Here is a 24,934-nt window from a genome sequence, read left to right as displayed (position 1 = left end):
GTGGGGGCCGCCACGCGGGGGGTGGTTGTTGCACCCGGCACCGGTGCGGTCTACCCTCGGGGGCGTTCGATCACCGTGCGTTTCCGCACCCGATGCCGGTCCAGGGGAGTTTCCCGGATCGCATCCTTCGTCGATCCGCCAGATCCGCACCGCCTGGCAAGCGGGGTAACGCGGAGGGACGCAGGCGGGTTTCCGGTCTCGGCGGTGTCGGATTCCGCATCCTCCGAATGGAGGACGCAAACCCCTGTGGTGGAGGCGCTCCAGCTGTGTTTCGCACGGCCGAAGAGCTCATCTCCCGTATCGGGGGGCAGTTACGCCGGTTCGCGATCAGAAGCGAGCGGCAGTCCGCTGATCCGCCTGGAGGCGTGGATCGGTCAGGAAGGACATGTGTGAGCAACACCGATCTTTTGAGCGACGTGGGTAACGGCGCCGCAGAGTCGAACGGCACGGCCCCCGCTCCCAAGAAGACGGTCGGCGGGTTGACCGGCAAGACTGTGGCCGAACTGCGTTCGCTGGCTGGGGAGCTCGGCGTCGGCGAGACGACGGGTATGCGCAAGGGCGACCTGATCGCCGCGATCCGTGAGCGTCAGGGCAAGTCTCGCAAGCGTGCGGCGAACGAGACCCTGCCTCTGGAAGGCGTCGGCGAACCGCCCAAGGCGGCCCCGAAGAGCGAGGCCAAGGCCGCGGCCCCGGCGACCAAGCCGGAGCCGAAGAAGGCCGTGGTCCCGGAGGCGTCCGTCGAGGCGCCGGCTGCGCCCGTCGCGGACACCCAGCCGCAGGCCGAGCGCCCGCAGCAGGACAAGCAGGACGGCCAGCAGGGCCAGGACGGTGCGCCCGAGGAGGGCGGCCGCAGCCGACGTCGCCGCGGTTCCAACCGCGCCGCCGGTGCGCCCGAGAGCCAGAACGGCGCCGACCGCCAGAACGACCGCCAGCAGGGTGGTGACCGCCAGAACGGCGGCGACCGCCAGCAGGGTGGCGACCGCCAGCAGGGTGGCGAGCGTCAGGGCAGCGGCGAGCGTCAGCAGGGCGGTGACCGCCAGCAGAGCGGCGACCGTCAGCAGCGCGACCAGCGTCAGGGCAACCGGAACGACAACCGGCAGGGCCAGGACGGCAACCGTCAGCGCAACCAGCAGGACGGTGGCAGCCGCGGGCAGGACAACAACCGCGACCGCGACCGCGACAACCGCGCCCAGCAGCAGCAGGACGACGACGAGGAAGGCGGCCGTCGCGGCCGTCGCTTCCGCGACCGTCGTCGCCGGGGCACCGGCGGTGGCCAGCGCGAGGTCGGCGGTTCGCCGGACACCGAGATCCGCGAGGACGACGTCCTGCTGCCCGTCGCGGGCATCCTGGACGTGCTCGACAACTACGCGTTCGTCCGGACGTCGGGTTACCTCGCCGGCCCGAACGACGTGTACGTCTCGCTTTCGCTGGTCCGCAAGTACGGCCTGCGCCGTGGTGACGCCATCACCGGCGTCGTGCGTCAGCCGCGGGACGGCGAGCAGCAGCGGCAGAAGTTCAACCCGCTGGTGCGCGTCGACTCGATCAACGGGCTGGAGCCGGACGAGGCCAAGCGCCGCCCCGACTTCACCAAGCTGACCCCGCTGTACCCGAACGAGCGGCTGCGCCTCGAGACCGAGTCGCACAAGCTCACGACCCGCGTGATCGACCTGATCATGCCGGTCGGCAAGGGACAGCGCGCCCTGATCGTGTCGCCGCCGAAGGCCGGTAAGACCACGATCATGCAGGACATCGCGAACGCGATCTCGACGAACAACCCCGAGTGCCACCTGATGGTCGTCCTCGTGGACGAGCGTCCGGAAGAGGTCACGGACATGCAGCGCTCGGTGAAGGGCGAGGTCATCTCCTCCACCTTCGACCGGCCGCCGGCGGACCACACTTCGGTCGCGGAGCTGTCCATCGAGCGGGCCAAGCGCCTGGTCGAGATGGGCCACGACGTCGTCGTGCTGCTCGACTCGATCACGCGTCTCGGCCGTGCGTACAACCTGGCGGCCCCGGCGTCCGGCCGGATCCTGTCCGGTGGTGTCGACTCGACCGCGCTCTACCCGCCGAAGCGGTTCCTCGGCGCGGCGCGCAACATCGAGAACGGCGGCTCGCTGACCATCTTCGCCACGGCGATGGTGGAGACCGGGTCGACGATGGACACGGTCATCTTCGAAGAGTTCAAGGGCACCGGTAACGCGGAGCTCAAGCTCGACCGCAAGATCGCCGAGCGCCGCGTGTTCCCGGCCGTCGACGTCAACCCGTCGGGTACCCGCAAGGACGAGCTGCTGCTCAACCCGGACGAGCTGGCCGTGACCGTGAAGCTGAGCCGGGTGCTGCACGCGCTCGACTCGCAGCAGGCCATCGACCTGCTGATCTCCCGGCTGCGCAAGACGAAGACGAACACCGAGTTCCTCATGCAGGTCTCGAAGACCGCCCTCGGCGGCAACGAGGACGACTGAGTTTCGGTCGCAAGTCCGTGAAGGCCCCCTTACCGGCTCTTATGGCCGGGAAGGGGGCCTTCACGGCGTTCAGGCCTCGGCGGACGGCGGGCCCAGCGCGCTGAGCAGCCGTCGGAACCCCTCGTCCCAGTCCGTCGAGAAGTCGGCGTACTGGAGGGTGTCCGCGATCGTCTCGCCAGGACCGATCGGGTGATCCGGCAGGTCGCACGCCTCGAACACCACCGGCAGGAACCACTGGCGGTCGCGGGGCATCAGCCGTAGCTGTTCGGCGGCGATGATCAGCTCCTCGTTCATGTACGTCCGGCTCTTCCAGTACCGCGGCGAGAAGCACGCGACGAAGGAGTCGCCGCGCAGGATCGCGTCGCGGATCGCCGACTTCCACCGCATTCCGGGGGCGAGCCGGTCGCGGTCCATCCAGGTGTCGTATCCCGCTTCGCGCAACGCGACCACCAGGCGGTCGACGTCGGTCTTGTCCTCCTGGACATACGACACGAAAACGCGCTTGCGCGCGGTAGCGCCTGGCTCAGGCACGGCGAAGGCCTCCTCGTGGCCGCCGAGGACGACTCGGTCCAGGCGGTCGGCAGCGGTGAACAGAGGCAGGTGACCGGGGAGTTCGTACGGCAGCCGGAACGCGACCGAAGCTTCGTCCATGTCGACGGTGTCGGTCAGGATCCGGGCCGGATCGGCGAGCTCGCCAGTGGGCGCGCCCTGGCCGTAGGTCTGATCGAGCCAGCCACGGTCCATGGTCGCGAAGTTGCGCGCGGCCTCAGCGGCCTCGGCGGGCGCGACCGGGCAGACGACCCCGCCGGTCGCTGTGGCGACGAGCTCCGCGAACCCAGAGTCGAGCGGGCCCGCGGAGATGACCGAGACGCGCAGCCGGAAACAGCGCCCGGTGTAGCGTCGCGCCGCTTCGGCGTAGCGTCCGGCGGCTTCCTCCGCGAACGGGTCCGGCGGCGACGCGACGTTCCAGATCGGATTGCCCCGCTTCCCCCTCGCGATCCCGGCGTACGCCCCGGCCAGCTGCGTGAGGTACGGGCCCAGCTGCGTGGGCGCGGCCCACGGTTCGAGGTAGACGGCGACCGTGGTGGTCATGGCCTGACCGGCGAGCGCGTGCCAGATCGTTTCCCAGGTGGTCGCGCCCGCGGCCAAGGGCGTCACGGCCGCTTCGACCCGTCGGCCGGTCTCCCTCGGATCGCGCCATGCCCACCGCAACGGCTTCCGGATCTCGTGGACGCCCCGCGGGACCTGCAGGAGCCGGCGTACTTCGACGTCGTCGAGCACTGGCTCCGTGACAACGTGCCCGGGCGCTGCCGCGAGCCGGTTCCGCAGGGCCACGGCCGCCGCGACCACCGCGTCGCGATCGTCGCCGTGGGTCCGGCCGAGCAGCACACAAGAGAGCGCTTCGCCGCCGTTGCTGCTGAACCGCAGTTCCCAACGGGAGTGCCGGCTGTCCGACCAGCGCCCGGCCAGCCACGCGCGCTCCGCGGCCGCCAGCTGAGCCAGCCAGCGCCGCTCGTCCACCTCGGGGTAGGCGAGAGTGCGGGCCAGGGTGGTGGCGGGCCGCAGCCGGACCGCCACCCACGCCCAGTGCGCGTCCGGCTCGGACTCGGTGGCGACGCCGGGCGGGGTCACTGCTGTGGCGCGGTGGGCACGGGGGCCTGGCCGAAGCCGGTCTCCTCCAGTGGCGGGAGGCCTTGCGGGAACCCGAACTCCGTCGATACCCATTGCCCCTCGGCGGCGGCGAGCAGCCCTTCCCGGCAGGCGGCGTGCACGGCTTCGCGCATCGCTCGCACCGGCTCGGTTCGCATCATCTCGCGTTCGATGTCGTGCCGGCCCGCCATGCTCAGGAACAGGTCCTTGACGAACTGGCCGACCAGCTCGCTCCCGCGGCGGGCCCGCCACATCGTCCAGCCGAGGTAGAGGCTGGTTCCGTAGGCGAAAACGGAGACGTAGGCGGTGTACGGGCCGTGGAGGACGACCAGCCGGTTGCTGATCGAGGCCGAACCGATGTGGAACCGCCGGACCTGCCAGCGCACTGGGAACTTCCGCCGCCACAACACACCGAAGATGTGGCTGTAGGCCGAGTCCGCTTTGTCCGCCCGGTCGGCCAGCAGCACCCGCCACTCCGCGATCGGCTCCGTCAACCTGGTCACCAGCAGGACGACCCAGAAGACGAGGAACGAGACGAGCATGCCGACCCAGCACACGGCGAAAGCCGCGCTCATCCCGCCCGTCGTCGAGCTGCTGTAGCCGTAAGACGACGAGTCCGAGGCCGCGGAGGCCAGTCCCACGATCACGGCGATTCCGAGGAAGGCCGTCCAGATGACAGCGGAGCAGATGAACGCCCGCAACCACAGCTGGAACAGGGTGCGCCAGTTCACGGCTTCGGCCATGCCCAGTTCGACGGGCATGTGCAGCAGCGTTTTGTCCAGGTAGGCGCTGTTGCCGTCAGCAGGCGGCCAGGTCACCACCTGCACGCCGGGTTCCGCAGTCATCGCTTGATCCCCTTCCCTCGGCGTAAGGAATTAGCAGATCGCCGGACCTTCGTTGTCGCTATGCGTGACATTCACTCGATCGGGGGTGGGGGCGCCGCGTCGGCGTGAAGTGCCGGAGACGCCGGGAATACCAGGTCAACGGGGTCTGTTCAAGTCATTGTCAGCCTGTCTGGCAGAATCACCCGCTGAAGTCCGGCACCGGTTCACCCCGCTCGAAGACTGGGGACCCGGAGCCAACGAGAGAGGACACCATGAAGAGCGGTATTCACCCCGAGTACGTGGTCACGAACGTCGACTGCGACTGCGGTAACACCTTCACCACGCGTAGCACGAAGACCAGCGGCACCATCCACGTCGAGATCTGCTCCAACTGCCACCCGTTCTACACGGGCAAGCAGAAGATCATGGACACCGGTGGCCGCGTCGCGCGCTTCGAGGCTCGCTACGGCAAGCGTCAGAAGAAGGACGCCGAAGCCAAGTAGCTTGGTCAACGGCGCCCACCCGCACGTTCGGGTGGGCGCCGTTTCTTTGTCTGAAAAACCGGGCCTGAGAGGTGGCAGAGGTGGATTCGAGCTCGCTCAAGGGGCTGCTCGCCGAACACGCGGAGCTGGAGACCCAGCTCGCGGACCCGGCGGTGCACGCCGACCAGGCGCGCGCCCGCAAGCTCGGCCGCCGCTACGCCGAGCTGACGCCCGTGGTGCGCGCCGTCCACCAGCTCGACACCGCCCGTGAAGACCTCGTGGCCGCGCGCGAGCTGGCCGCGGAGGACTCCGGGTTCGCCGCGGAGGCCGACGAGCTGGCCGCGGGGATCCCCGAGCTGGAGTCGAAGCTCACCGAGCTGCTGCTGCCGCGCGACCCGTACGACGGCTCCGACGTCGTGATGGAGATCAAGTCCGGCGAAGGCGGCGAGGAGTCGGCGCTGTTCGCCGGCGACCTGCTGCGGATGTACCTGCGCTACGCCGAGCGGCACGGCTGGAAGGCCGAGGTGCTCGACTCGGTCGACTCCGACCTGGGCGGCTTCAAGGACGTCACGCTCTCGATCAAGACGAAGTCGGCGGTCGTCGACGGCGTCTGGTCGCGGCTGAAGTTCGAGGGCGGCGTGCACCGCGTCCAGCGCGTGCCGGCGACCGAGTCGCAGGGCCGGATCCACACGTCGGCGTCCGGGGTGCTGATCTACCCGGAGCCCGAAGAGGTCGAGGTCGAGATCGACCCGAACGACCTGCGCATCGACGTCTTCCGCTCGTCGGGCCCGGGCGGCCAGAGCGTCAACACGACCGACTCGGCGGTGCGGATCACCCACCTGCCGACCGGCATCGTCGTCTCGTGCCAGAACGAGAAGTCGCAGATCCAGAACCGCGCCCGCGCGCTGCAGGTCCTGCAGGCCCGCCTCCAGGCGGTCGCCGAGGAGGAGGCCGCGGCCAAGGCGTCCGACGCCCGCCGCTCCCAGGTCCGCACGGTCGACCGCTCGGAGCGCATCCGGACGTACAACTTCCCGGAGAACCGCATCTCGGACCACCGGGTGAACTACAAGTCGTACAACCTGGACCAGGTCCTGGACGGCGAACTGGACGGCGTCCTGGACGCCCTGGCGACCGCGGACCGCGAAGAGCGCCTGGCCTCGCAGTCCGGCTGAGGCCGTGTCGTCGCTCCAAGCACGCGTGTCGACCTTCTGATCACGCTAGCTGACCCTTCAACCACGGGCCGGGCGTGCACGGAACGCCGACACGCGTGATTGAGCAGTCGACTCGCGTGATTGCGGGGTCGACACTGCATCGCGTCAGCGGCTCCCGGAACGCCTCGAACACGTCGCAATCCGGCTGAGGCCCGCCGCCCGCTCGGCGGACGGCGGGCTCGTCACGTCAGCCGCAGGCGACCGGTCCGGCCGAGGCGCGGAACTGGTTGACCTGGCCGGTGCCCAGCGAGAGGCTGCCGGAGACGTAGATGCAGTGGCCGTTCGTCCCGGTCACCACCACTCCGCCGGCGAAGGTGGAGAACGTGCCGGAGTCGGTCACCGTGGCGGAGGTGTCCGTCCGGATGCTGACCGACATGGAGTGCGACCCGGACGCGTCGTCGTAGACCTTCGCGCAGTTGGTGCCGCCGTTCGCGCTGGAGTACCACAGGCGCAGGGTGCCGGCCTGCTCGCCGAGCTGGTTCTTCAGCGGCTTAGGCAAGCCCTCCTTGTGGAGTTCGGTGCCCGGACAGGTCGTCACCGGCGCGGCTTCCGCGCCGGGCACCGCGACGAGAGTCGCCGCCACGACGACTCCCGCGACGACGGCGAACTTCCGCACTGCTGACCGCACACTTGCCTCCCACAGGTAAGCGGTGTCCGGGCTGTTCCCGGACCACCGCCTTCCCCACGCCCGGGAGGCCGGAACGGTTTAGCGGACGGCAGGCTTCTCCGGCTCCCGGAAGGCGTCGAAGACCTCGGTCATGGCCTCGGACTCCGGCTCTTCCCCGGCGTCTTCCGGAACGACCCGGGACGGCCGCGGGAAGAAGCTCAGCACCGCGAACACCACGGCCAGGAACGTCGGGAACAGCGTCAGCAGCTGGTGCTTCACGCCTTCGACGCCCTCGCCGAGCGCCGACAGCCCGAACTGGCCGATCGCGAACAGCAGCAGGAAGAACACCACGGTCCCGTACTCGCGCGCCTTCCGGCGGAACGCGCGGATGCCCGCCCAGCCGATCAGCAGCCAGAGCGGGACCAGCGCGAACAGGCCCAGCGGTGCGGCCAGCGCGGACAGGCCCGACAGCACCGGCACCCGGTACTCCTGGGCCATCTGCGGGTAGCCGGCCGACTCGGCGAAACTGCCCAGCCGCGACGGGCGGGCCGTGAGCGTGTCGACCGCGCCCTGCTGGAGGACCTGCAGCGTGCGGGTCGGGTGGGACGCGTAGTACTGCACGACGTTGCGGCGGCTGATCTTGTCGCGGTAGGTGTTGTAGCCCGGGTCCGTCCAGGGGCTCGCTTCCCACCAGCCCTTGCCGATGAACTTCTTCGCGTCCGGCGGAAGCCCCAGCGCGGTCAGGTCGGCGTCGGTGTCGTGCTTGCCGTCCACGATGCTGTCGAACACCACGTGGAACATGTTGGCTTCGCGGTACTCGGCGTTCGCCGGGTCGCCCTTCGACTGCACCATCGCCGTCCCGGCGCCGACGATCACCAGCACGCCCAGCGGCACCAGCCACCGCGCGCGGCCCTTCGCGCCGAGCGGCCGGACCAGCGCCAGCGCGATCACGAACAGCGGGATCAGCAGCAGCGTCTGCGACTTCGCGTTGATGCCGATCAGCGCGCCCACCACGGTCAGCGCCGCGCCCCAGTAGCGCCACGCGCCCGTGCGGTGCATCAGCAGCAGCCCGCCCGCGGTCAGCAGCATCCCGACGAACCCGGCGCCCTCGCTGAGCACCGAGGCGAAGTAGCCGAAGAACGCCGAGTCGGCCATCACGAGCAGCAGCAGGACGGCGGCGATGACGCGGTTGCGGCGGCTCAGGTCCAGGCCCAGCACGGTGGCCGCGACGCCCACGGCGACCAGCACGCACGTGATCGCGCCGAGCACCAGCAGGTTCAGCTCGGCCGACGAGCCGAGCACGTGCCCGAGCTTGCTCGCGAACCAGTCGAGCCACGCCTGGCTCGAGATGTAGTCGCTCTTGCAGGCCGAACCCGGCCCGTAGCTGAAGTGGACGTAGAACTCGGGCTTCAGCTCCGGGTGCCGGCCGCCGAGGTCGCACAGCAGGCGCCAGCCGTCGCCGTTGTCGGCCATCCCGACCGGCCTCGGCACGAGGAACCGGAGCAGCAGGACGCCCAGGGAAAGGACGAAGACGCCCAGGCCGAAGCGCAGTTCACGGGATCGCACGCAGGTCAGCGTACGAGATCACGCTGAGTCGGCGGGTGTCGCACCGGGTACCGGCGTCACCGGCCGGTGGCGGAAGACGACGTAGTGGTAGAGCAGGTAGTTCCAGAACAGCCCGACGACGATCGCGGCGCCCTTGGGCACCAGCAGGTTGATCCCCGGGAACAGGTGGTTCACCAGGGTGATGACGAGGAACTGCACCACCCAGAGCCCGAACGCGGTGACCACGAAGAACAGCACGGCCTGGCGGCGGACGTCGCCGTCCTTCGCCCGGAACGTGAAGTTCCGGTTCAACGTGAACGACAGCAGCATGCCGACCGTCGTGGAGATGAAGTTCGCGACGAACGTCGGCACGCCGAGCGTGGCCAGCAGCGCGTACCCGAGGACGTCGACCAGCGTGTTGCCGATCCCGACGATGCCGAAACGCACCTGCGTGGCGGTGACGAGCCTCATCGGACGGTGCTCCGGCTGTCCTCGGCGGCCTCGTTCGCGCCCGTCCGCACCGACGCGACGCTGTAGAGCGGCCGGTTCTGCACCTGCGAGTACGTCCGGCCGATGTAACTGCCGAGCACGCCGAGCATGATGATCTGGACGCCGCCGAGGAAGAACATCGCGATGGTGATGAAGGCCCAGCCGGGCACCGCGGTCGCGGGCGCGAACAGCTTGACGCCGATGACGTAGAGCACGCCGAGGAAGCTCAGCAGCGAGAACAGGTACCCCATCCGCGTGATCATCCGCAGCGGCGTGGTCGAGAACCCGACGATGCCGTCGGCGGCGAACCGCATCATCTTCGTCAGCGGGTAGCCGGTGGCGCCGGTGTGGCGCTTGTCGCGGTCGAACAGCACCGCCGTCTGCTTGAAGCCGATGTAGCTGACCAGGCCGCGCAGGAACCGGTCGCGCTCGCGGTACTTGCGCAGCTCGTCGACGACCTTGCGGTCCACCAGCCGGAAGTCGCCGGTGTTCTTCGGGATGTCGACGGCGGCCATCTTGCCGAGGAACCAGTAGAACGCGCTCGCGGTGAGCCGCTTGAACGGCGAGTCCTGGCGCGAGCGCCGCTGCGCGTAGACGACGTCGAAGCCCTCTTCCCACTTCTCGATGAGCTCCAGCGCCACCCGCGGCGGGTCCTGCAGGTCGCTGTCCATGATGACCGCGGCGTCCGCGTCGACCAGGTCGAGCCCGGCGGTGACGGCCATCTGGTGGCCGAAGTTGCGGGACAGCTCGATGACCGTGATCCGGCCGTCGCGGGCGCTCAGCCCGGTGAGCGCGGCCAGGGAGCCGTCCTTGCTGCCGTCGTCGACGTAGATGAAGCTGAAGTCGTACTTCCCGGCCAGCGGCGCGGTGACCTCGTCGACCGTGCGCTGCAGCAGCTCGATGTTCCCTTCCTCGTTGTAGATCGGGAAGATGAACGCGACCCGGCGGCGCGTGGTCGGCTCTGTCGGCACTGGCGCTCCCGGGGTTCGGCGTCTCGGGCATCCTAAAGACCGGCGACGGCCTCGGCGAACGCGGTCATCCGCCGGTCGAACGCCTCGGCCGGGCCGAAGTGGACGGCCACCGCGTCCGCCCCGGCCAGGGTATACGCCCGGAACTGGGCGACGGCGGCGTCGAGATCGGTCCCGTCCCACTCCATCCGGGCGGTCGGTCGCACGTCGCGGCCGGCGGCCAGCTCCCCGAGCTTCCCGGCCCGCTCGCCGAACTCGGCGGGGGACAGCCCGGCGCTCTGCCACGCCGAACCGACGCGGGCCGCGCGGCGCAGCGCGATCGTGGAGTTGCCGCCGACGGTGATCGGCACCGGTCCCGCCGGCCGCGGCTCGAAGTGGCCGCCGCTGGGGCCGCGGCCGGTGCGGAACAGCTCCGCGAGCAGGTCGAGGGTGGTGTCGGTCCGCTTCCCGCGACCGGGGAAGTCCGCCCCGACCTCGGCGAACTCGGGCTCGTTCCAGCCGGTGCCGACGCCGAGGTCGAACCGGTGCCCGGACAGCGCATCGAGGGTCGCGACCTGCTTGGCCAGCGCGAACGGCTCCCGCAGCGGCACGATCAGCACCGACGTCCCGAGCCGGATCCGGCTCGTCAGCGCGGCGATGTGGGCGAGCGTGACGAGCGGCTCGTAGACCCCGCCGAAGACGTCGCCGAACGCGCCGGGCGGGATCAGGTGGTCGGGCAGCCACGCCGTGCGGTAGCCGAGGTCCTCGGCGAGCCGGGCCAGCTCGGCGGGCCGCCCGGGCGGCAGGTCCGGCTGTTCGTTCGGCAGTACGACTTCGAGGTTCACGACAGCCTCCCGAGGAACTTTTCGATCGCGGCGAGCCACTCGTCGCGGGCTTCGGCACCGATGTTGTGCCCGGCTTCGACCTCGACGAGTTCGGCGCCGGGAATGCCCTCCGCGAGCTCCCGGGACAACACGGGCGACGCGAGCCCGTCGAGGGTGGTGGCGACGACCAGCGTGGGCACGGCGATCCCGGCCAGCTCGACGCGGGTGTCGACCTTCGCGACGAGGGCGACGTGCTCGGGACTGCCGTCCGGGACGAACGCGGCGAGCTGGTCGACGGCCGCCTCCAGCTGCCCGGGCGTCAGGGTTTCGAGGTGGTCGCGGCCGGTCGCGACCAGCGTGAGGAACTTCGCGAGCAGCTTCGGGTCGTCGTGCAGCAGCGCGGCCCAGACGTCGACGGCGAGCCGGATCCGGTTGTCGAGCCGGGCGAAACCGCTGGTCAGGACCAACCCGGTGACCCGATCGGGGTGCCGGGTGGTGGCGCGGACCGCGACGGCCGTGCCGAGGGAGTAGCCGAGGATCGCGAACCGCTCCAGCCCGGCGCCGACGGCTGCCGCCCCCGCCGTGGGCGAGCAGCAGGCCCGGACCGGTGCCGCGGACGACGTGGTGGAAATGTTCGGTCATGCCGGCGACGTTAGGTCTTCACATCAGTGTGAAGGTCAAGTCCGGGGGACACATGCGGATCGGCGAGCTCGCGGAACGGACGGGCGTCAGCACGCGCCTGCTGCGCTACTACGGGGAACAGGGCCTGCTGGTGGCGTCGCGCGACCGCAACGGCTACCGGTGCTACGGCGAGGACGCCGTCGTCCGGGTGCGGCAGATCCGCCGGCTCCTCGGGGCCGGGCTGACCACCGGGGTCATCGCGTCGGCGCTGCAGTGCGCGAGCGGTGAGGGGGCCCACCTCTACCTCTGCCCGGAGCTCGCGCAGCTGCTGCACCGCGAGCTGACGGCGATGGACGACCGGATCGGGATGCTCCAGCGTCGTCGCAGCACCTTGGCCGGGTACCTGACCGAGGAGGGCGGGTGACCGCTCGCTCGATACGCTGCACGGCGTGGGACCGGCGCGTGTCCTGACGGGGGAGTTCCGCCTGGTGTGCCAGGCTTGACGAGGTGAAGGACGACGAGTGAATCGGCAGCCGCTGCGCCTGGCCATCATGGAGGCCACCCGCATTCTCGAGCGGGCGGGCGTCGCTTCGCCGCGGTTCGACGCCGAAGTGATCGCCGCGCACGTGCTCGGGGTCGAACGCGGGCGGCTGCCGATGGTGCCCCTGGTCGATCCGCCCGTCATCGAGGCCATCGGCCAGCTCGTCCAGCAACGCGCGAAGCGGATCCCGCTGCAGTACCTGACCGGCTGGGCCGCGCTGGGTGACATCACCGTCGCGGTCGGGGCCGGTGTGTTCGTGCCGCGCCCGGAGACCGAGCTGCTGCTCGAGTGGGGCGTCAAGTTCCTGCAGGGCCGGGAGTTCCCGGTCGTCGTCGACCTGTGCACCGGCTCCGGGGCGCTCGCACTCGGCGTCGCGCACGCGCGCCCGGACGCCGTCGTCTACGCGGTGGACGTCGACCCGCAGGCGCTGGCCTGGGCGCGGCACAACGCGGACGTCCACGCCGACGCCGGCAACACCCCGATCCGGCTGTACTCCGGCGACATCAGCGACCCGACGATGTTCGCCGAGCTCGACGGCCTGGTCGACCTGGTGCTGTGCAACCCGCCGTACGTCCCGGACGGCACGCCGGTGCCACCCGAGGTCGCCGAGCACGACCCGCCGCGCGCGGTGTTCGCCGAGGAGAGCGGCCTGGCGGTGATCCGCCACGCGATCGCGGCGGGCGCCCGGCTGCTGCGCCCGGGCGGCGGCCTGGCCATCGAGCACGACGACACCCACGGCTCGGCGGTCCCGGCGCTGGTCCGCGCGCGCCGCGTGCTGACGGCCGTCGAGGGCCACAACGACCTGGCGGGCCGCGCGCGGTTCGTCACGGCGAAGCGGCTGGGCTGAGCAGCCCCCGAATTCCACGCTAGCCGGGGGCACCGACAGTTGCGGCTGCCCGCCGGGCCCGCGGGCGGACTTGTCCACAGTGCCGGGCTCCTGGCGATGCCTGACAAACCGGCCAGACTTTCGTCGTGGGGCAAGCGGGTAAACCCTCGCTTCGGGGCAGAACCGCGACAGCGCGGCTCAATACGGTCGATCACGGGACACCGCGACCCCGCCGGTTCCCAGTGAAGGAGCCGCAGATGCGCGCCAGAACCCCGAAAGCGCTCGCCCTGCTCGCCGCCGTCACGGTCCTGACCGGGCTCGGCGCCGGGACCGCGGCCGCCGAACCGCTCACCCGTGGCTGGCCCGCCCCGATCGACGCCGCGCACTGGGAGAACCAGGACCACATGACGTGGTCCGACTACCGCAAGGTGCCCGGGACGAACTGGGCCGACCCCGCCCTGAAGCCGACGCAGCGCGTCTTCAAGGGCGCGGTCGTCCTCGCCGACTACCCCGACCAGGACTTCGTCGTCACGCAGCCGCCGAAGTCGACCGTCTTCGGCAATCCCGGCCCCGAAGCCGCGAACATCCCGCGGGCGGGCGTCGCGCAGTACTACCAGGACTTCCTCAACAAGCCCGAAGCCCTCAACAACGGGCACACCATCAACGAGTACTGGATGGAGGACTCCGGCGGCCGCTTCGGCGTGCAGCTGACGGCGTTCGGCCCGTACCGGATGCCCGGCCAGTCCTACGAGTACGGCATGGAGTTCCAGCCGAACGCCTGCCCGCCGAGCGCGAACTGCAACCGGGACATCCGCACGGACGCCGGGAACGCCTGGCGCGCCGACGTCGGCGACACGGCGAACCAGTTCGACTTCGTCTTCTACCTCTCCGCCGGCCAGGACGAGAGCTCGACCTGGCAGGAGTTCGGCGAGATGAAGTTCGGCACCAAGGAGAACGTGCCCGACGCGTTCGGCCCGCCGAACCACGACCTGCCCAACTACGCCGCCACCCGGTACGTCCCGTGGACGTCGTGGGCGTCGGCCGCCAGCATCTGGCCCAACGCCGGGAACGGCAGCTCGGTGCAGGCCGAGAGCTCCGGGCAGTCGACCTACGCCCACGAGTTCAGCCACATCCTCGGGATCGGCGACAACTACAACAACCCGTTCGGCGTTCCACCGTCCCGCAGTTACAGCGGGCCGTGGGACATGCTGTCGCGCGGCACGTTCAACGGACCGGGCGGCCCGCACACGCGCTGGCAGATCCCGGCCACGCAGGGCAGTTCGATGGGCGCGCAGCACCAGCTGCGCAACAAGCTGAAGCTCGGCATCGTCGACCCGGCGGACGTGCTGCAGCTCGACCGCAACCAGCTGGCGACGTCCGGCCCGGTGTCGGCTCGGCTGACCGCCCGCGAGACCGAGGCGCAGCCGGGTGCGTTCACCGGGCTGAACATCAAGCTCACCGGCGGCGACAAGAGCCCGAAGTGCGACCGCGCCAAGGGCCCGTTCTGCGACGGCGGCGGCTACGACAACTACACCGTCGAGGTCGTCGACCGGATGGGCGCGGACTCCTTCGCACCGGACTCGGGCGTCATGATCACCAAGACGAAGAACCAGGACAACGCGCCGTTCGACTGGGTGATCGACGCCAACCCGCAGGACATCGGCATCACCGACTACACCAAGCCGGACGGCACGCCGGTGAAGATCACCATCGGTGATTACCGCCAGCTCAACGACGCGTTGTTCAAGGCGGGCACCGAGGCGGCGAGCCCGTACGAGTACACCGACCAGGCGAACCGGCTGAAGTTCCTGATCACCGACCTCGCCCGGGACCGCAAGGGCGTGCTCTCGTACACCGTCACGGTCGCGTCGCTGGACGGCTCGGGCAGCCAGGCGCGCGGCGCCGCGGTGACCCCGGCGCTGCCGGCGTTCGCCCGCGGCGGGCTCGCGACCTGCGAATTCGGCCTGTTCAACACCGGTTCGGCGAAGGGTGCGAAGGTGCCGTACGACACCGACACCTACCGGCTGAGCGCGTCGACCGACGCGAAGGGCTGGCAGGTCCGGCTGCCGAACGAGCTGGCCACGGCGAAGTTCGGCCAGTTCGTGAAGGTGCCCGCCTTCGCGAAGCGCAGTGGCGGTGACCTGGCCGCCCGCGTGAAGCTCACGGCGACGTCGGTGAGCGATCCGTCGAAGACGGCCACCGCGAGCTGCACGGCGTTCGGCTTCTGACGCGCACCTCGTGACCACGACCCGGAGGGGCCTGCCGCGGCGGGCCCCTCCGGCGCGCGGGGCTACCCTTGGCGCCATGAGCGTGGTCTACGACTGCAGCAAGCGGGACTCCCGGGCGGACGGGCTGGCCGCCGCGGCCGGCGCGGTCCGGTCGAGCCGGCTGGTCGTCCTGCCGACCGACACGGTCTACGGGATCGGCGCCGACGCGTTCGACGCCGGCGCCGTCCAGGCGCTGCTGCGCGCGAAGAACCGCGGCCCGGACATGCCGGTCGGCGTGCTCGTCGGCTCGTGGTCCACTGTGGACGGTCTGGTCCTCGGCGTGCCGCCGCAGGCCCGCGCGCTCATCGAAGCCTTCTGGCCCGGCGATCTGTCCATTGTGCTCCCGCACGCGCCGAGCCTGCAGTGGAACCTCGGCGACGCCCGCGGCACCGTGATGCTGCGGATGCCGCTGCACCCGGTGGCGCTGGAGCTGCTGCGCGACGTCGGCCCGATGGCCGTCTCGAGCGCGAACGTCTCCGGCCGGCCGCCGGCGAGCACGGCGCAGGACGCGCAGGAGCAGCTCGGCGACTCGGTCGCGGTGTACCTCGACGGCGGCTCCAGCGGCGAGGCCGTCGCGTCGAGCATCGTGGACCTCACCGGCACCGAACCGGTGGTGCTGCGCGAAGGCGCCGTGAGCAAGGACGCCATCGCGGAGGTGCTCGGTGTCCCCGCGGAATCGTTGGCGTGAAGCCGGATCAAGGCGCCGGGCGCGGCACGATAGCGTGTCGCGGGTGACCCCGACCCCGCGAGCGTGACGCACCCGTGCCGCCCACATCCGGTCTTCTCCCGATCCGGGAATACATCCTCGTCGCGCTGACCGCGACGGCCGTGACCTACCTGCTCACCGGCGTCGTGCGCCGGATCGCGATCCGCGTCGGCGCGATCGCGAACCCCCGCGCGCGCGACGTGCACGTCGCGCCGATCCCGCGCATGGGCGGGATCGGCATCTACCTCGGCGTCGCCGCCGCGATGGGTTTGGCCCACCAGCTGCCCGCGCTGTCGCACGGCTTCGACGCCTCGTTCGACTCGGTCGGCGTGCTGCTCGCCGCCGGCGTCATCTCGCTCATCGGCGCGCTCGACGACCGGTTCGAGCTGGACGCCTGGACGAAGCTGGCCGGCCAGGTCATGTGCGCCGGGATCCTGGTCATCTTCGGCGTGCAGTGGGTGTCGTTCTGGGTGCCGTGGGGCGGCACCGGCGCCTCGTTCGGCTCGGTGCTGGTGCTCGACAAGAACCAGGGCGCGCTGCTCACCGTCGTGATGGTCGTGGTGATGGTCAACGCGATGAACTTCGTCGACGGCCTCGACGGCCTGGCCGGCGGCCTCGGCTTCATCGCGGCGGCGGCCACGTGCGCGTTTTCGCTGGGGCTGCTCGACAGCTCGGGCGGCGACGTCGGCACGTACCCGCCGGCGCTGATCGCGGCCACCCTCGCCGGCGCGTGTCTGGGGTTCCTCCCGTACAACTTCCAGCCCGCCAAGATATTCATGGGCGACTCGGGCTCGATGATGATCGGCCTGATGCTCGCGGGCGCGACGACGTCGGCGTCCGGGCGCGTGCCCTACCCGCAGTTCAGCGGCAAGGACGCGATCGCGCTGCTGTCCCCGCTGGTCGTCGTGGCGGCGGTGCTGTTCGTCCCGATGCTGGACCTGATCATGGCGGTCGTCCGCCGCACCCGCCGCGGCGAAAGCCCGTTCGCCGCGGACAAGATGCACCTGCACCACCGGTTGCTGGAGATCGGCCACTCCCAGCGCCGCGCCGTGCTGCTGATCTACTTGTGGGCCGGCATCCTGGCGTTCGGCGCGGTCTCGGTGACCCTGTTCGACGACGCCGCGGCGCTCTGGATCATCGGCGTCGGCCTGGTGTTCGCGGTGGGGGTCTCGGTCATCCCGCGGCTGCGCTCACGCCACCAGCCGCGTACCTAGTCCGCGGGGTTCTCTACACTCGGTGTCGAACCGAGCAGGGAGCCAGCTGTGAGCGAGACCGAGACTTCGACCGAAGCGCAGGAGAACCCGCACGCCAAGGTGGTGCTGCAGGCGGCCCGCGCCATGACGAAGGCTTCGCTGCTGGTGACCCCGCCGGCGGTGCTCGTCTGCATCGTGCTCTTCAGCATCCTCAACGGCATGCCGGGCTTCTGGGGCTCGCTCGTCGGCGGGGCGCTGGCGATGCTGGCGTCACTCTCGACCCTGGGCATGATGCGCTTCAGCGCCGGCCAGGACCCGATGTTCGTCATGGTGATCGCGCTCGGCGGGTACGTCGTGAAGGTCGTCCTGCTGTTCGGCGCGCTGACGCTGCTGAAGGGCGTCTCCGCGCTGCACCCGATGTCGCTCGGCATCACCATGATCGTGGCCATCCTGCTGGCCGCCGCGGCCGAGTTCGCCGCCTTCCGCAAGACCAAGATCCCGACGATCATCCCCTCCTGACGCCGTCCGGTTCGCCGGGGTGTTCCGTTACCCACGGTGAACCGGCCTGCGGCCGCCCGGGTGTGACCGGCGTCACGGCCGTGCGCTTTCGCGCGGGCCTCGAAAAGGGTCCCGGACGGCCCGCCTGCGACGTTCCCGGGAGGGTCCCGGCCCCCGCCGGACCTGGGTCCCGGGTCGACCCGGGACCTAAGTCCTGGGCTGATCGGTTGGTATGGAGTACGCCTGTACGGCACTGATTGACCTGCTGGTATGGTCCGCGTCAAGGGTGGCGGCCTCGGCCGCGCGCTTCCTGAGACGAACCGCGATCAGCAGTGTGGCGACCGTGTAGTTCCGCCTTCCGCCGCTGGTCCGAAGTAGACCGCAGGGCAGTGTTCACGCGAGACAACCCCGTGTGCAGAACGTGAAGCCGTGTTCATTGCACAGTGGGGCAGCCGCCTCCGACGTCCCGATACGTATCGGGTACGTTAAGTCCAGATCGTGACGATTCCCCCGGCGGAGTGAACGCCGGCCGGGAGAACCGGAAGGAGCCCAGTGGGCGCGCTGGTATTGGCCGAGGGTGCGATTTTCGAGCCCCCAGGTGCCGAGAGCTTCATCTTGCCGCCGATTTTCGGCAGTGTCACCAAGCCGATGGTGCTGGTCGTGCTCTCGGTCGTGATCATCGCGACGTACTTCCTCGTGGCGACCCGCAAGCTGAAGGTCGTGCCCAGCAAGGGGCAGTTCGTCGCTGAGTCCATCTACGACTTCAGCCGCAACAACATCGCGCGCGAGCAGATCGGCTCGAAGGACTTCAAGCCGTACGTGCCGCTCGTCTTCGCCTTGTTCACCTTCATCCTGGTGAACAACCTGTACGGGATCATCCCCCTCTTGCAGTTCCCGACCATGGCGCGCTTCGGTTTCCCCGTCGCGCTGGCGGTCCTCGTGGTCTACCCGGTGTACCACTACGCCGGGTTCAAGCGGCACGGGTTCGCGGGTTACTTCAAGAAGGAGCTCGCGCCGCCGGGCGTGCCCAAGGCGGTGCTGCCGCTCTTCTCGGTGATCGAGTTCGCGGAGAAGTTCTTCCTCAACCCGCTGACGCTCGCCATCCGTGTTTTCGCGGCCATGTTCGCCGGCCACCTGATCCTGGCGGTGTTCACCCTCGGCGGCACGTTCCTGCTGACCGAGACGTCGAGCTGGGCGCTGAAGCCGGTTTCCGTGGTGGCCTGGATCTTCGCCATCGGGATGACCTTCCTCGAGGCCTTCATCCAGGTGCTGCAGGCCTACATCTTCGCCCTGCTCTCGGCGGGGTACATCGGCGCCGCGCTGGCGTCGGAGCACTGAGAACACAAGCCCCCGATCCGCGCGAGCGCGTGGACCGAAGTGAAGGGAAATGCACGTGAGCAACATCGTTCTGGCCCAGCAGGCCGCCGAGGCCGTCAACCTCAACAAGGGTCTTGCTGCGATCGGTTACGGCCTGGGCGCCATCGGCCCCGGCATCGGTGTGGGTCTGATCTTCGCCGCCGTCATCAACGGCACCGCCCGGCAGCCGGAGGCCCAGGGCAAGCTGCAGGGCATCGGCTTCTCGACCTTCGTGCTGACCGAGGTCCTGGCGCTGATCGGCATCGTCATCTACTTCATCGCCTCCGCCTGAGTCCTCTGCTCATCGCTTAAGGAGACGTTGTGGTGACGAACGAACTGGTGTTGGCGTCCGAAACGCCGTTGCCTATCGTGCCGGACATTTCGGAGCTGATCCTCGGCATCGTCGCCTTCCTGATCCTGCTGTTCATCCTCAAGAAGTACGTCGTCCCTCGCTTCGAGGCCGCGTACGAAGAGCGTGCGCAGAAGATCGAGGGTGGCATCGAGAAGGCCGAGAAGGCTCAGGCCCAGGCCGAAGCCGCGCTGGCGGAATACCAGGCGCAGCTGAAGGAAGCTCGTGGCGAGGCCGCGAAGATCCGTGACGACGCCCGGCTCGAAGCCGAGCAGATCAAGGCGGAACTGCGGGCCGAGGCCGAGTCCGAGTCCCAGCGGATCGTCGCCCAGGGCCAGGCTCAGCTGCAGGCCCAGAAGGCGCAGATCATCGCCGAGCTGCGGGCCGACATGGGCCGCAACGCCGTGGAGCTGGCCAGCCGCATCGTCGGCGAGTCGCTCGAAGACGAGGCGCGCCGTCGTGGCACCGTCGACCGGTTCCTCGCGGAGCTGGACACGGCCGGTGCCGCTGGTGGAGCGGGGAAGTAGACCCGAATGACGTTGCATGCTGCGAGCCGTGAAGCGCTCGGCCTCGCCGAGGAACGCCTCGGCGAGGTTCTGGCCGACGCGGGAGCCGACGCGGCCACGGTCGGCGACGAGCTGCTCTCGGTCGTCGACCTGCTGGACCGGGAGATCGGTCTGCGCCGGGCGGTGAGTGACGCCTCGGCGACGCCGGAGTCGCGCACCACGCTGGTGCGCCGGCTGTTCGACGGCAAGCTGTCCGAACCGGCACTGAAGGTGCTCGACGCCGTGGCGGGCAGCCGCTGGTCCAGCCCTCGTCAGCTGGTCGACGGACTCGAGTCGCTCGGGCACTCCGCGCTGCTCACCGCCGCCGAGAAGACCGGCAACATCGACGCCGTCGAGACCCAGCTGTTCCAGGTCTCGCGCGTCGTGGCCAACCACCCGGAGCTCGAGACCGCACTGGCGGACCTGGCCGGTCCCGCCGACGCCAAGCGGTCGCTGGTGCGCGGGCTGTTCGCCGACAAGGTGGACGTGGTCACCGAGACCCTCGTCGAGCAGGTCGTCCGCCGGGCCAAGGGCCGTGGTGTCGGCGCCGGGCTCGACGCGCTGGTCAAGCTGGCCGCGGAACGCCGTCAGCGCTCGGTCGCCTACGTGACCAGCGCGAGTCCCCTGACCGACGAGCAGACCACCCGGCTGGGCGAGAAGCTCGACACCATCTACGGGCGGTCGATCGCGCTGCACGTCGAGGTCGATCCCGGTCTCGGCGGCGGGCTCGTCGTCCGCGTCGGCGACGAGATCATCGACGGGAGCGCGGCGGGTCAGCTCGCTGCCCTGCGCAGGCGGCTGGCCCGGGCCTAGTCCCCGGCCACACAAGACTTTGCATACTGGCAAGAACGAAGCGAGAGCGGGAAAGACATGGCCGAGCTGACGATCTCCTCGGATGAGATCCGTAGCGCGATCGAGAACTACGTCTCGAGTTACGCCCCGGACGTGAGCCGGGAAGAAGTTGGCGTCGTGATCGACGCGGGTGACGGTATCGCCCACGTCGAGGGCCTCCCCTCGGCCATGGCCAACGAGCTGCTCGAGTTCCCCGGCGGCGTCCTGGGCGTCGCACTGAACCTGGACGCGCGCTCCATCGGTGCCGCGATCCTCGGCGACTTCGAAAGCATCGAAGAGGGCCAGCAGGTCAAGCGCACCGGCCAGGTCCTGTCCGTGCCGGTCGGCGACGGCTACCTCGGCCGCGTCGTCAACCCGCTGGGCGCCCCGATCGACGGCCTCGGCGACATCGAGACCACCGACCGCCGCCCGCTGGAGGTCAAGGCCGCTTCGGTGGTCGAGCGCCAGCCGGTGTCGGAGCCGCTGCAGACCGGCATCACCGCCATCGACGCGATGACGCCGATCGGGCGCGGCCAGCGCCAGCTGATCATCGGTGACCGCAAGACGGGCAAGACCGCCGTCGCCGTGGACACGATCATCAACCAGAAGTCCAACTGGGAGACCGGCGACGAGAAGAAGCAGGTCCGCTGCATCTACGTCGCGATCGGCCAGAAGGGCTCCACGATCGCCGCGGTCAAGAAGTCCCTCGAGGACGCGGGCGCGATGGAGTACACCACCATCGTCGCCGCCCCGGCGTCGGACTCCGCCGGCTTCAAGTGGATCGCGCCGTACACCGGCTCGGCCATCGGCCAGCACTGGATGTTCGAGGGCAAGCACGTCCTCATCGTGTTCGACGACCTGACCAAGCAGGCCGACGCGTACCGCGCGATCTCGCTGCTGCTGCGTCGCCCGCCGGGCCGCGAGGCCTTCCCCGGCGACGTCTTCTACTTGCACTCCCGTCTCCTCGAGCGGTGCGCGAAGCTCTCGGACGAGCTGGGCGCCGGCTCGCTGACCGGGCTGCCGATCATCGAGACGAAGGCCAACGACGTGTCGGCCTACATCCCGACGAACGTCATCTCGATCACCGACGGCCAGTGCTTCTTCCAGTCGGACCTGTTCAACGCCGGTCAGCGCCCGGCCATCGACGTGGGCATCTCGGTGTCCCGCGTGGGTGGTGCCGCGCAGGTCAAGGCGATGAAGTCGGTTTCGGGCTCGCTCCGCATCGACCTGTCGCAGTACCGCGAGCTGGAGGCGTTCGCCGCCTTCGCCTCGGACCTCGACGACGCCTCGAAGGCGCAGCTCGAGCGCGGTGCCCGGCTGTACGAGGTGCTCAAGCAGTCGCAGTACTCGCCGATCCCGGTCGAGGAGCAGGTCTGCACGGTGTGGCTGGGCACGAACGGCCACTACGACTCGGTCCCGACCGAAGACGTGCGCCGCTTCAACCACGAGTTCCTCGACTCGGCCCGCCGCAAGCACGACGACGTCCTTGGCGCGATCCGCGACTCCGGGAAGTTCGAGGACGCGACCGCCGAGAAGCTGGTCGCCGCGGTGAACGAGTTCAAGAAGGAGTTCACCACCGCCGACGGCAACTCCCTGGTCGGGGTGGACGCCGACGCGATGGACGCCGACAAGGTCGGGCAGGAGACCGTCAAGGTCAACAAGCCCGCCCCGAAGAAGTGAGCTGATAGCTCATGGCCGCACAACTCCGGGAACTCCGGTCGCGCATCAAGGCGACCAAGTCGATCGGCAAGATCACCAAGGCGATGGAGCTCATCGCCACCGCGCGCATCACGAAGGCGCGGGCGAAGGTCGCCGCTTCCCGGCCGTACGCCGACGAGATCACCAAGGTGCTCTCGGCGCTGGCCGGTGCGGCGGCCAACCTCGACCACCCGCTGCTGGTCGAGCGCCCGAACCCGAAGCGGGCCGCTGTCCTGGTCGTGACCAGTGACAAGGGCCAGTGCGGTGGTTACAACTCCAACGTGCTGCGCGCGACCGGCGAGCTGCTTTCCCTGCTTCGCGACGAGGGCAAGGAAGCTCGGGTCTACGTCACCGGCAACAAGGGCCTGAACTACTACCGGTTCCGCGGCCGCGAGGTGGTGGACGGCTGGACGGGCTTCTCCGACCAGCCGAACTACGCCGCGGCGGTCGAGGCGGCCGAGACCCTGGTCGAGTCGTTCATGGCCGGCGTCGACGACGGGCACGGCAACGCCGACGGCATCGAGGGTGTCGACGAGATCCACATCGTCTACACCGAGTTCGTGTCGATGCTGACGCAGCGGCCGATCGCCAAGCGCGTCGCGCCGCTCGAGGTCGAGTACACGGACGGCGACGAGGAGCAGAAGCCCACCGGCGACCTGCTCCCCAGCTACGAGTTCGAGCCGAGTGCCGACAAGCTGCTGGACTCGCTGCTGCCGAAGTACATCAACACGCGCATCTACTCGGCGCTGTTGGAGTCGGCGGCGTCCGAGCTGGCCGCGCGCCGGACGGCGATGAAGGCCGCGTCGGACAACGCGAACGACCTGGTCGGTAACCTGACGCGGGAGATGAACCAAGCGCGCCAGGCGCAGATCACCCAGGAGATCTCCGAAATCGTCGGTGGCGCGAACGCGCTCACCGCAGCAGGAAGTGATGATTGATGACCAGTACTGAAGCCCCGCGCGCCAAGGGGCGCATCGTGTCGGTGACCGGTCCGGTCGTCGACGTCGAGTTCCCGCGCGGTTCCGTTCCCGACCAGCACAACGCGCTCAAGGTCGAGATCGAGTTCGAGCAGCTGCGCAAGACGGTGACGCTCGAGGTCGCCTCCCACCTGGGTGACAACCTCGTCCGCACCATTTCGCTGCAGCCGCAGGACGGTCTCGTCCGCGGTGCCGAGGTCACCGACACCGGTGGCCCGATCACCGTGCCGGTGGGCGACAAGGTCAAGGGCCACGTCTACAACGCGCTCGGCGAGTGCCTCGACGAGCCCGGCTACGGCGACGACCTCGAGCGCTGGGGCATCCACCGCAACCCGCCGTCCTTCGACCAGCTCGAGGGCAAGACGGAGATGCTGGAGACCGGCCTGAAGGTCGTCGACCTGCTCACCCCGTACGTCCAGGGTGGCAAGATCGGCCTGTTCGGCGGCGCCGGCGTCGGCAAGACGGTGCTCATCAAGGAGATGATCACCCGTGTCGCCCGGAACTTCGGCGGTACGTCGGTGTTCGCCGGGGTCGGCGAGCGCACCCGTGAGGGCAACGACCTCTTCCTGGAGATGAGCGAAGACGGCGTCATCAACGACACCGCCCTCGTGTTCGGCCAGATGGACGAGCCGCCGGGCACGCGCATGCGCGTCGCCCTGTCCGCGCTGACCATGGCGGAGTACTTCCGCGATGTGCAGAACCAGGACGTGCTGCTGTTCATCGACAACATCTTCCGGTTCACCCAGGCCGGCTCGGAGGTGTCGACCCTGCTGGGCCGGATGCCGTCGGCCGTGGGTTACCAGCCGACGCTGGCCGACGAGATGGGCCAGCTGCAGGAGCGGATCACCTCGACCCGGGGCCGGTCGATCACCTCGATGCAGGCGATCTACGTCCCCGCGGACGACTACACCGACCCGGCCCCGGCCGCGACGTTCGCCCACCTGGACGCCACCACCGAGCTTTCGCGTGGTGTCTTCCAGAAGGGCATCTTCCCGGCGGTGGACCCGCTGGCGTCGACGTCGACGATCCTCGACCCGGCCATCGTCGGCGAGGACCACTACCGCGTGGCTTCCGAGGTCATCCGGATCCTGCAGAAGTACAAGGAACTGCAGGACATCATCGCGATCCTCGGTATGGACGAGCTCTCGGAAGAGGACAAGCTCACCGTCCAGCGCGCCCGCCGGATCGAGCGCTTCCTCTCGCAGAACATGCTGGTCGCGGAGGCGTTCACGCAGATCCCGGGCTCGACGGTGCCGCTGTCGGAGACCATCGAGTCGTTCGACCGCATCGCCAAGGGTGACTTCGACCACTACCCGGAGCAGGCGTTCCTGGGTATCGGTGGCCTCGAAGACCTCGAGAAGAAGTACAAGGAAATCACCAAGAAGTGATCTCCTGAGGCGGCGGGGGCAGTGTCCATTGTGGACTCGGGCCCCCGCCGTTCTCATACCGGGATACAGACCTATTACACTCGGTGGCAACACCCCG

24 protein-coding genes are annotated in these 24,934 nt (G+C 69.6%); 16 read left to right on the top strand and 8 right to left on the bottom strand.

Annotated elements, in window-relative coordinates:
• Positions 1-389 precede the first annotated feature (389 nt).
• On the top strand, positions 390-2,462 hold the full coding sequence (rho, locus tag OHS58_RS29060) for a transcription termination factor Rho (RefSeq protein WP_328644669.1): 2,073 nt from the start codon (positions 390-392) through the stop codon (positions 2,460-2,462).
• A 69-nt stretch (positions 2,463-2,531) separates the two neighbouring features.
• Here the strand turns inward: rho and OHS58_RS29055 are convergent, their stop codons facing one another.
• Complete coding sequence (locus OHS58_RS29055) at positions 2,532-4,094, bottom strand: toll/interleukin-1 receptor domain-containing protein (protein WP_328644668.1); 1,563 nt, start codon at positions 4,092-4,094, stop codon at positions 2,532-2,534.
• Positions 4,091-4,957: a hypothetical protein gene (locus OHS58_RS29050; RefSeq protein WP_328644667.1), complete on the bottom strand. Its 867-nt coding sequence runs from the start codon at positions 4,955-4,957 to the stop codon at positions 4,091-4,093. Before OHS58_RS29050 ends, OHS58_RS29055 begins: the two co-directional genes overlap by 4 nt.
• A gap of 251 nt (positions 4,958-5,208) precedes the next feature.
• Here OHS58_RS29050 and rpmE point away from each other — a divergent pair, with 251 nt between their 5' ends.
• The gene (gene rpmE, locus OHS58_RS29045; RefSeq protein WP_247057148.1) at positions 5,209-5,439 is read left to right on the top strand and encodes a 50S ribosomal protein L31; all 231 of its coding nucleotides are present in this window, start codon (positions 5,209-5,211) and stop codon (positions 5,437-5,439) included.
• Between the two features lie 80 nt (positions 5,440-5,519).
• Positions 5,520-6,590, top strand: a complete 1,071-nt coding sequence (gene prfA, locus OHS58_RS29040) for a peptide chain release factor 1 (RefSeq protein ID WP_326944150.1) — start codon at positions 5,520-5,522, stop codon at positions 6,588-6,590.
• A 226-nt stretch (positions 6,591-6,816) separates the two neighbouring features.
• On the opposite strand, the gene OHS58_RS29035 is transcribed toward prfA, so the two are convergent.
• The 6 genes from OHS58_RS29035 to OHS58_RS29010 all read right to left on the bottom strand — a co-directional run bounded on the left by OHS58_RS29035 (position 6,817) and on the right by OHS58_RS29010 (position 11,580).
• A complete protein-coding gene (locus OHS58_RS29035) occupies positions 6,817-7,257 on the bottom strand; it encodes a hypothetical protein (protein WP_326944149.1) in 441 nt (146 codons plus the stop codon).
• Between the two features lie 78 nt (positions 7,258-7,335).
• On the bottom strand, positions 7,336-8,802 hold the full coding sequence (wsfD, locus tag OHS58_RS29030) for a glycan biosynthesis hexose transferase WsfD (protein ID WP_328644666.1): 1,467 nt from the start codon (positions 8,800-8,802) through the stop codon (positions 7,336-7,338).
• 18 nt (positions 8,803-8,820) lie between these two features.
• The gene (locus OHS58_RS29025) at positions 8,821-9,252 is read right to left on the bottom strand and encodes a GtrA family protein (protein WP_326944147.1); all 432 of its coding nucleotides are present in this window, start codon (positions 9,250-9,252) and stop codon (positions 8,821-8,823) included.
• Positions 9,249-10,241 carry a glycosyltransferase family 2 protein gene (locus OHS58_RS29020; protein WP_326944146.1) on the bottom strand — a complete coding sequence of 331 codons (993 nt, stop codon included), beginning with the start codon at positions 10,239-10,241 and terminating at the stop codon, positions 9,249-9,251. Before OHS58_RS29020 ends, OHS58_RS29025 begins: the two co-directional genes overlap by 4 nt.
• 32 nt (positions 10,242-10,273) lie before the next feature.
• Positions 10,274-11,062: a TIGR03619 family F420-dependent LLM class oxidoreductase gene (locus tag OHS58_RS29015; RefSeq protein ID WP_328644665.1), complete on the bottom strand. Its 789-nt coding sequence runs from the start codon at positions 11,060-11,062 to the stop codon at positions 10,274-10,276.
• Positions 11,059-11,580, bottom strand: a complete 522-nt coding sequence (locus OHS58_RS29010; RefSeq protein ID WP_328649874.1) for an alpha/beta fold hydrolase — start codon at positions 11,578-11,580, stop codon at positions 11,059-11,061. The genes OHS58_RS29015 and OHS58_RS29010 overlap by 4 nt, the downstream gene beginning before the upstream one ends.
• A 155-nt stretch (positions 11,581-11,735) precedes the next feature.
• Here OHS58_RS29010 and OHS58_RS29005 point away from each other — a divergent pair, with 155 nt between their 5' ends.
• From OHS58_RS29005 to atpD, 13 genes are all read left to right on the top strand, one after another.
• Positions 11,736-12,086, top strand: a complete 351-nt coding sequence (locus tag OHS58_RS29005; protein ID WP_328644664.1) for a MerR family transcriptional regulator — start codon at positions 11,736-11,738, stop codon at positions 12,084-12,086.
• A gap of 97 nt (positions 12,087-12,183) precedes the next feature.
• Positions 12,184-13,050 (top strand): peptide chain release factor N(5)-glutamine methyltransferase, encoded by an 867-nt coding sequence (gene prmC, locus OHS58_RS29000; protein WP_326944143.1) that lies wholly within the window; start codon positions 12,184-12,186, stop codon positions 13,048-13,050.
• A gap of 236 nt (positions 13,051-13,286) precedes the next feature.
• Complete coding sequence (locus OHS58_RS28995; RefSeq protein WP_328644663.1) at positions 13,287-15,257, top strand: M6 family metalloprotease domain-containing protein; 1,971 nt, start codon at positions 13,287-13,289, stop codon at positions 15,255-15,257.
• A 76-nt stretch (positions 15,258-15,333) separates the two neighbouring features.
• The gene (locus OHS58_RS28990) at positions 15,334-15,984 is read left to right on the top strand and encodes an L-threonylcarbamoyladenylate synthase (RefSeq protein ID WP_326944141.1); all 651 of its coding nucleotides are present in this window, start codon (positions 15,334-15,336) and stop codon (positions 15,982-15,984) included.
• Between the two features lie 74 nt (positions 15,985-16,058).
• The gene (locus tag OHS58_RS28985) at positions 16,059-17,216 is read left to right on the top strand and encodes a glycosyltransferase family 4 protein (RefSeq protein WP_328644662.1); all 1,158 of its coding nucleotides are present in this window, start codon (positions 16,059-16,061) and stop codon (positions 17,214-17,216) included.
• Between the two features lie 48 nt (positions 17,217-17,264).
• Complete coding sequence (locus OHS58_RS28980) at positions 17,265-17,714, top strand: hypothetical protein (RefSeq protein WP_328644661.1); 450 nt, start codon at positions 17,265-17,267, stop codon at positions 17,712-17,714.
• Between the two features lie 531 nt (positions 17,715-18,245).
• Entirely contained in the window at positions 18,246-19,031 is a 786-nt protein-coding gene (atpB, locus tag OHS58_RS28975; RefSeq protein ID WP_326958183.1) for a F0F1 ATP synthase subunit A, read from the top strand.
• 55 nt (positions 19,032-19,086) lie between these two features.
• Positions 19,087-19,341: an ATP F0F1 synthase subunit C gene (locus tag OHS58_RS28970; protein WP_326958185.1), complete on the top strand. Its 255-nt coding sequence runs from the start codon at positions 19,087-19,089 to the stop codon at positions 19,339-19,341.
• Positions 19,342-19,370: 29 nt separating this feature from the next.
• On the top strand, positions 19,371-19,925 hold the full coding sequence (locus tag OHS58_RS28965; protein WP_326958187.1) for a F0F1 ATP synthase subunit B: 555 nt from the start codon (positions 19,371-19,373) through the stop codon (positions 19,923-19,925).
• 6 nt (positions 19,926-19,931) lie between these two features.
• Complete coding sequence (locus OHS58_RS28960; RefSeq protein WP_328644660.1) at positions 19,932-20,756, top strand: F0F1 ATP synthase subunit delta; 825 nt, start codon at positions 19,932-19,934, stop codon at positions 20,754-20,756.
• A gap of 57 nt (positions 20,757-20,813) precedes the next feature.
• Positions 20,814-22,454 carry a F0F1 ATP synthase subunit alpha gene (gene atpA / locus OHS58_RS28955; protein ID WP_326944136.1) on the top strand — a complete coding sequence of 547 codons (1,641 nt, stop codon included), beginning with the start codon at positions 20,814-20,816 and terminating at the stop codon, positions 22,452-22,454.
• 11 nt (positions 22,455-22,465) lie between these two features.
• Positions 22,466-23,410, top strand: coding sequence for a F0F1 ATP synthase subunit gamma (locus tag OHS58_RS28950; RefSeq protein WP_326944135.1), 945 nt, complete (start codon positions 22,466-22,468; stop codon positions 23,408-23,410).
• A complete protein-coding gene (atpD, locus tag OHS58_RS28945) occupies positions 23,410-24,837 on the top strand; it encodes a F0F1 ATP synthase subunit beta (RefSeq protein ID WP_247057108.1) in 1,428 nt (475 codons plus the stop codon). The genes OHS58_RS28950 and atpD overlap by 1 nt, the downstream gene beginning before the upstream one ends.
• Positions 24,838-24,934 lie beyond the last annotated feature (97 nt).

It is taken from the genome of Amycolatopsis sp. NBC_00348, assembly GCF_036114655.1.
In the GTDB taxonomy this organism is placed as follows: domain Bacteria; phylum Actinomycetota; class Actinomycetes; order Mycobacteriales; family Pseudonocardiaceae; genus Amycolatopsis.
This window is presented reverse-complemented; position numbering and strand designations above follow the sequence as displayed.

Coding starts and splice junctions, on each gene's coding strand:
- OHS58_RS28995 (WP_328644663.1), top strand. CDS start 13,287: ATGCGCGCCAGAACCCCGAAAGCGCTCGCCCTGCTCGCCGCCGTCACG.
- OHS58_RS29005 (WP_328644664.1), top strand. CDS start 11,736: ATGCGGATCGGCGAGCTCGCGGAACGGACGGGCGTCAGCACGCGCCTG.
- rpmE (WP_247057148.1), top strand. CDS start 5,209: ATGAAGAGCGGTATTCACCCCGAGTACGTGGTCACGAACGTCGACTGC.
- OHS58_RS28960 (WP_328644660.1), top strand. CDS start 19,932: ATGACGTTGCATGCTGCGAGCCGTGAAGCGCTCGGCCTCGCCGAGGAA.
- atpD (WP_247057108.1), top strand. CDS start 23,410: ATGACCAGTACTGAAGCCCCGCGCGCCAAGGGGCGCATCGTGTCGGTG.
- OHS58_RS28950 (WP_326944135.1), top strand. CDS start 22,466: ATGGCCGCACAACTCCGGGAACTCCGGTCGCGCATCAAGGCGACCAAG.
- atpA (WP_326944136.1), top strand. CDS start 20,814: ATGGCCGAGCTGACGATCTCCTCGGATGAGATCCGTAGCGCGATCGAG.
- OHS58_RS29050 (WP_328644667.1), bottom strand. CDS start 4,957: ATGACTGCGGAACCCGGCGTGCAGGTGGTGACCTGGCCGCCTGCTGAC.
- OHS58_RS28990 (WP_326944141.1), top strand. CDS start 15,334: ATGAGCGTGGTCTACGACTGCAGCAAGCGGGACTCCCGGGCGGACGGG.
- OHS58_RS29025 (WP_326944147.1), bottom strand. CDS start 9,252: ATGAGGCTCGTCACCGCCACGCAGGTGCGTTTCGGCATCGTCGGGATC.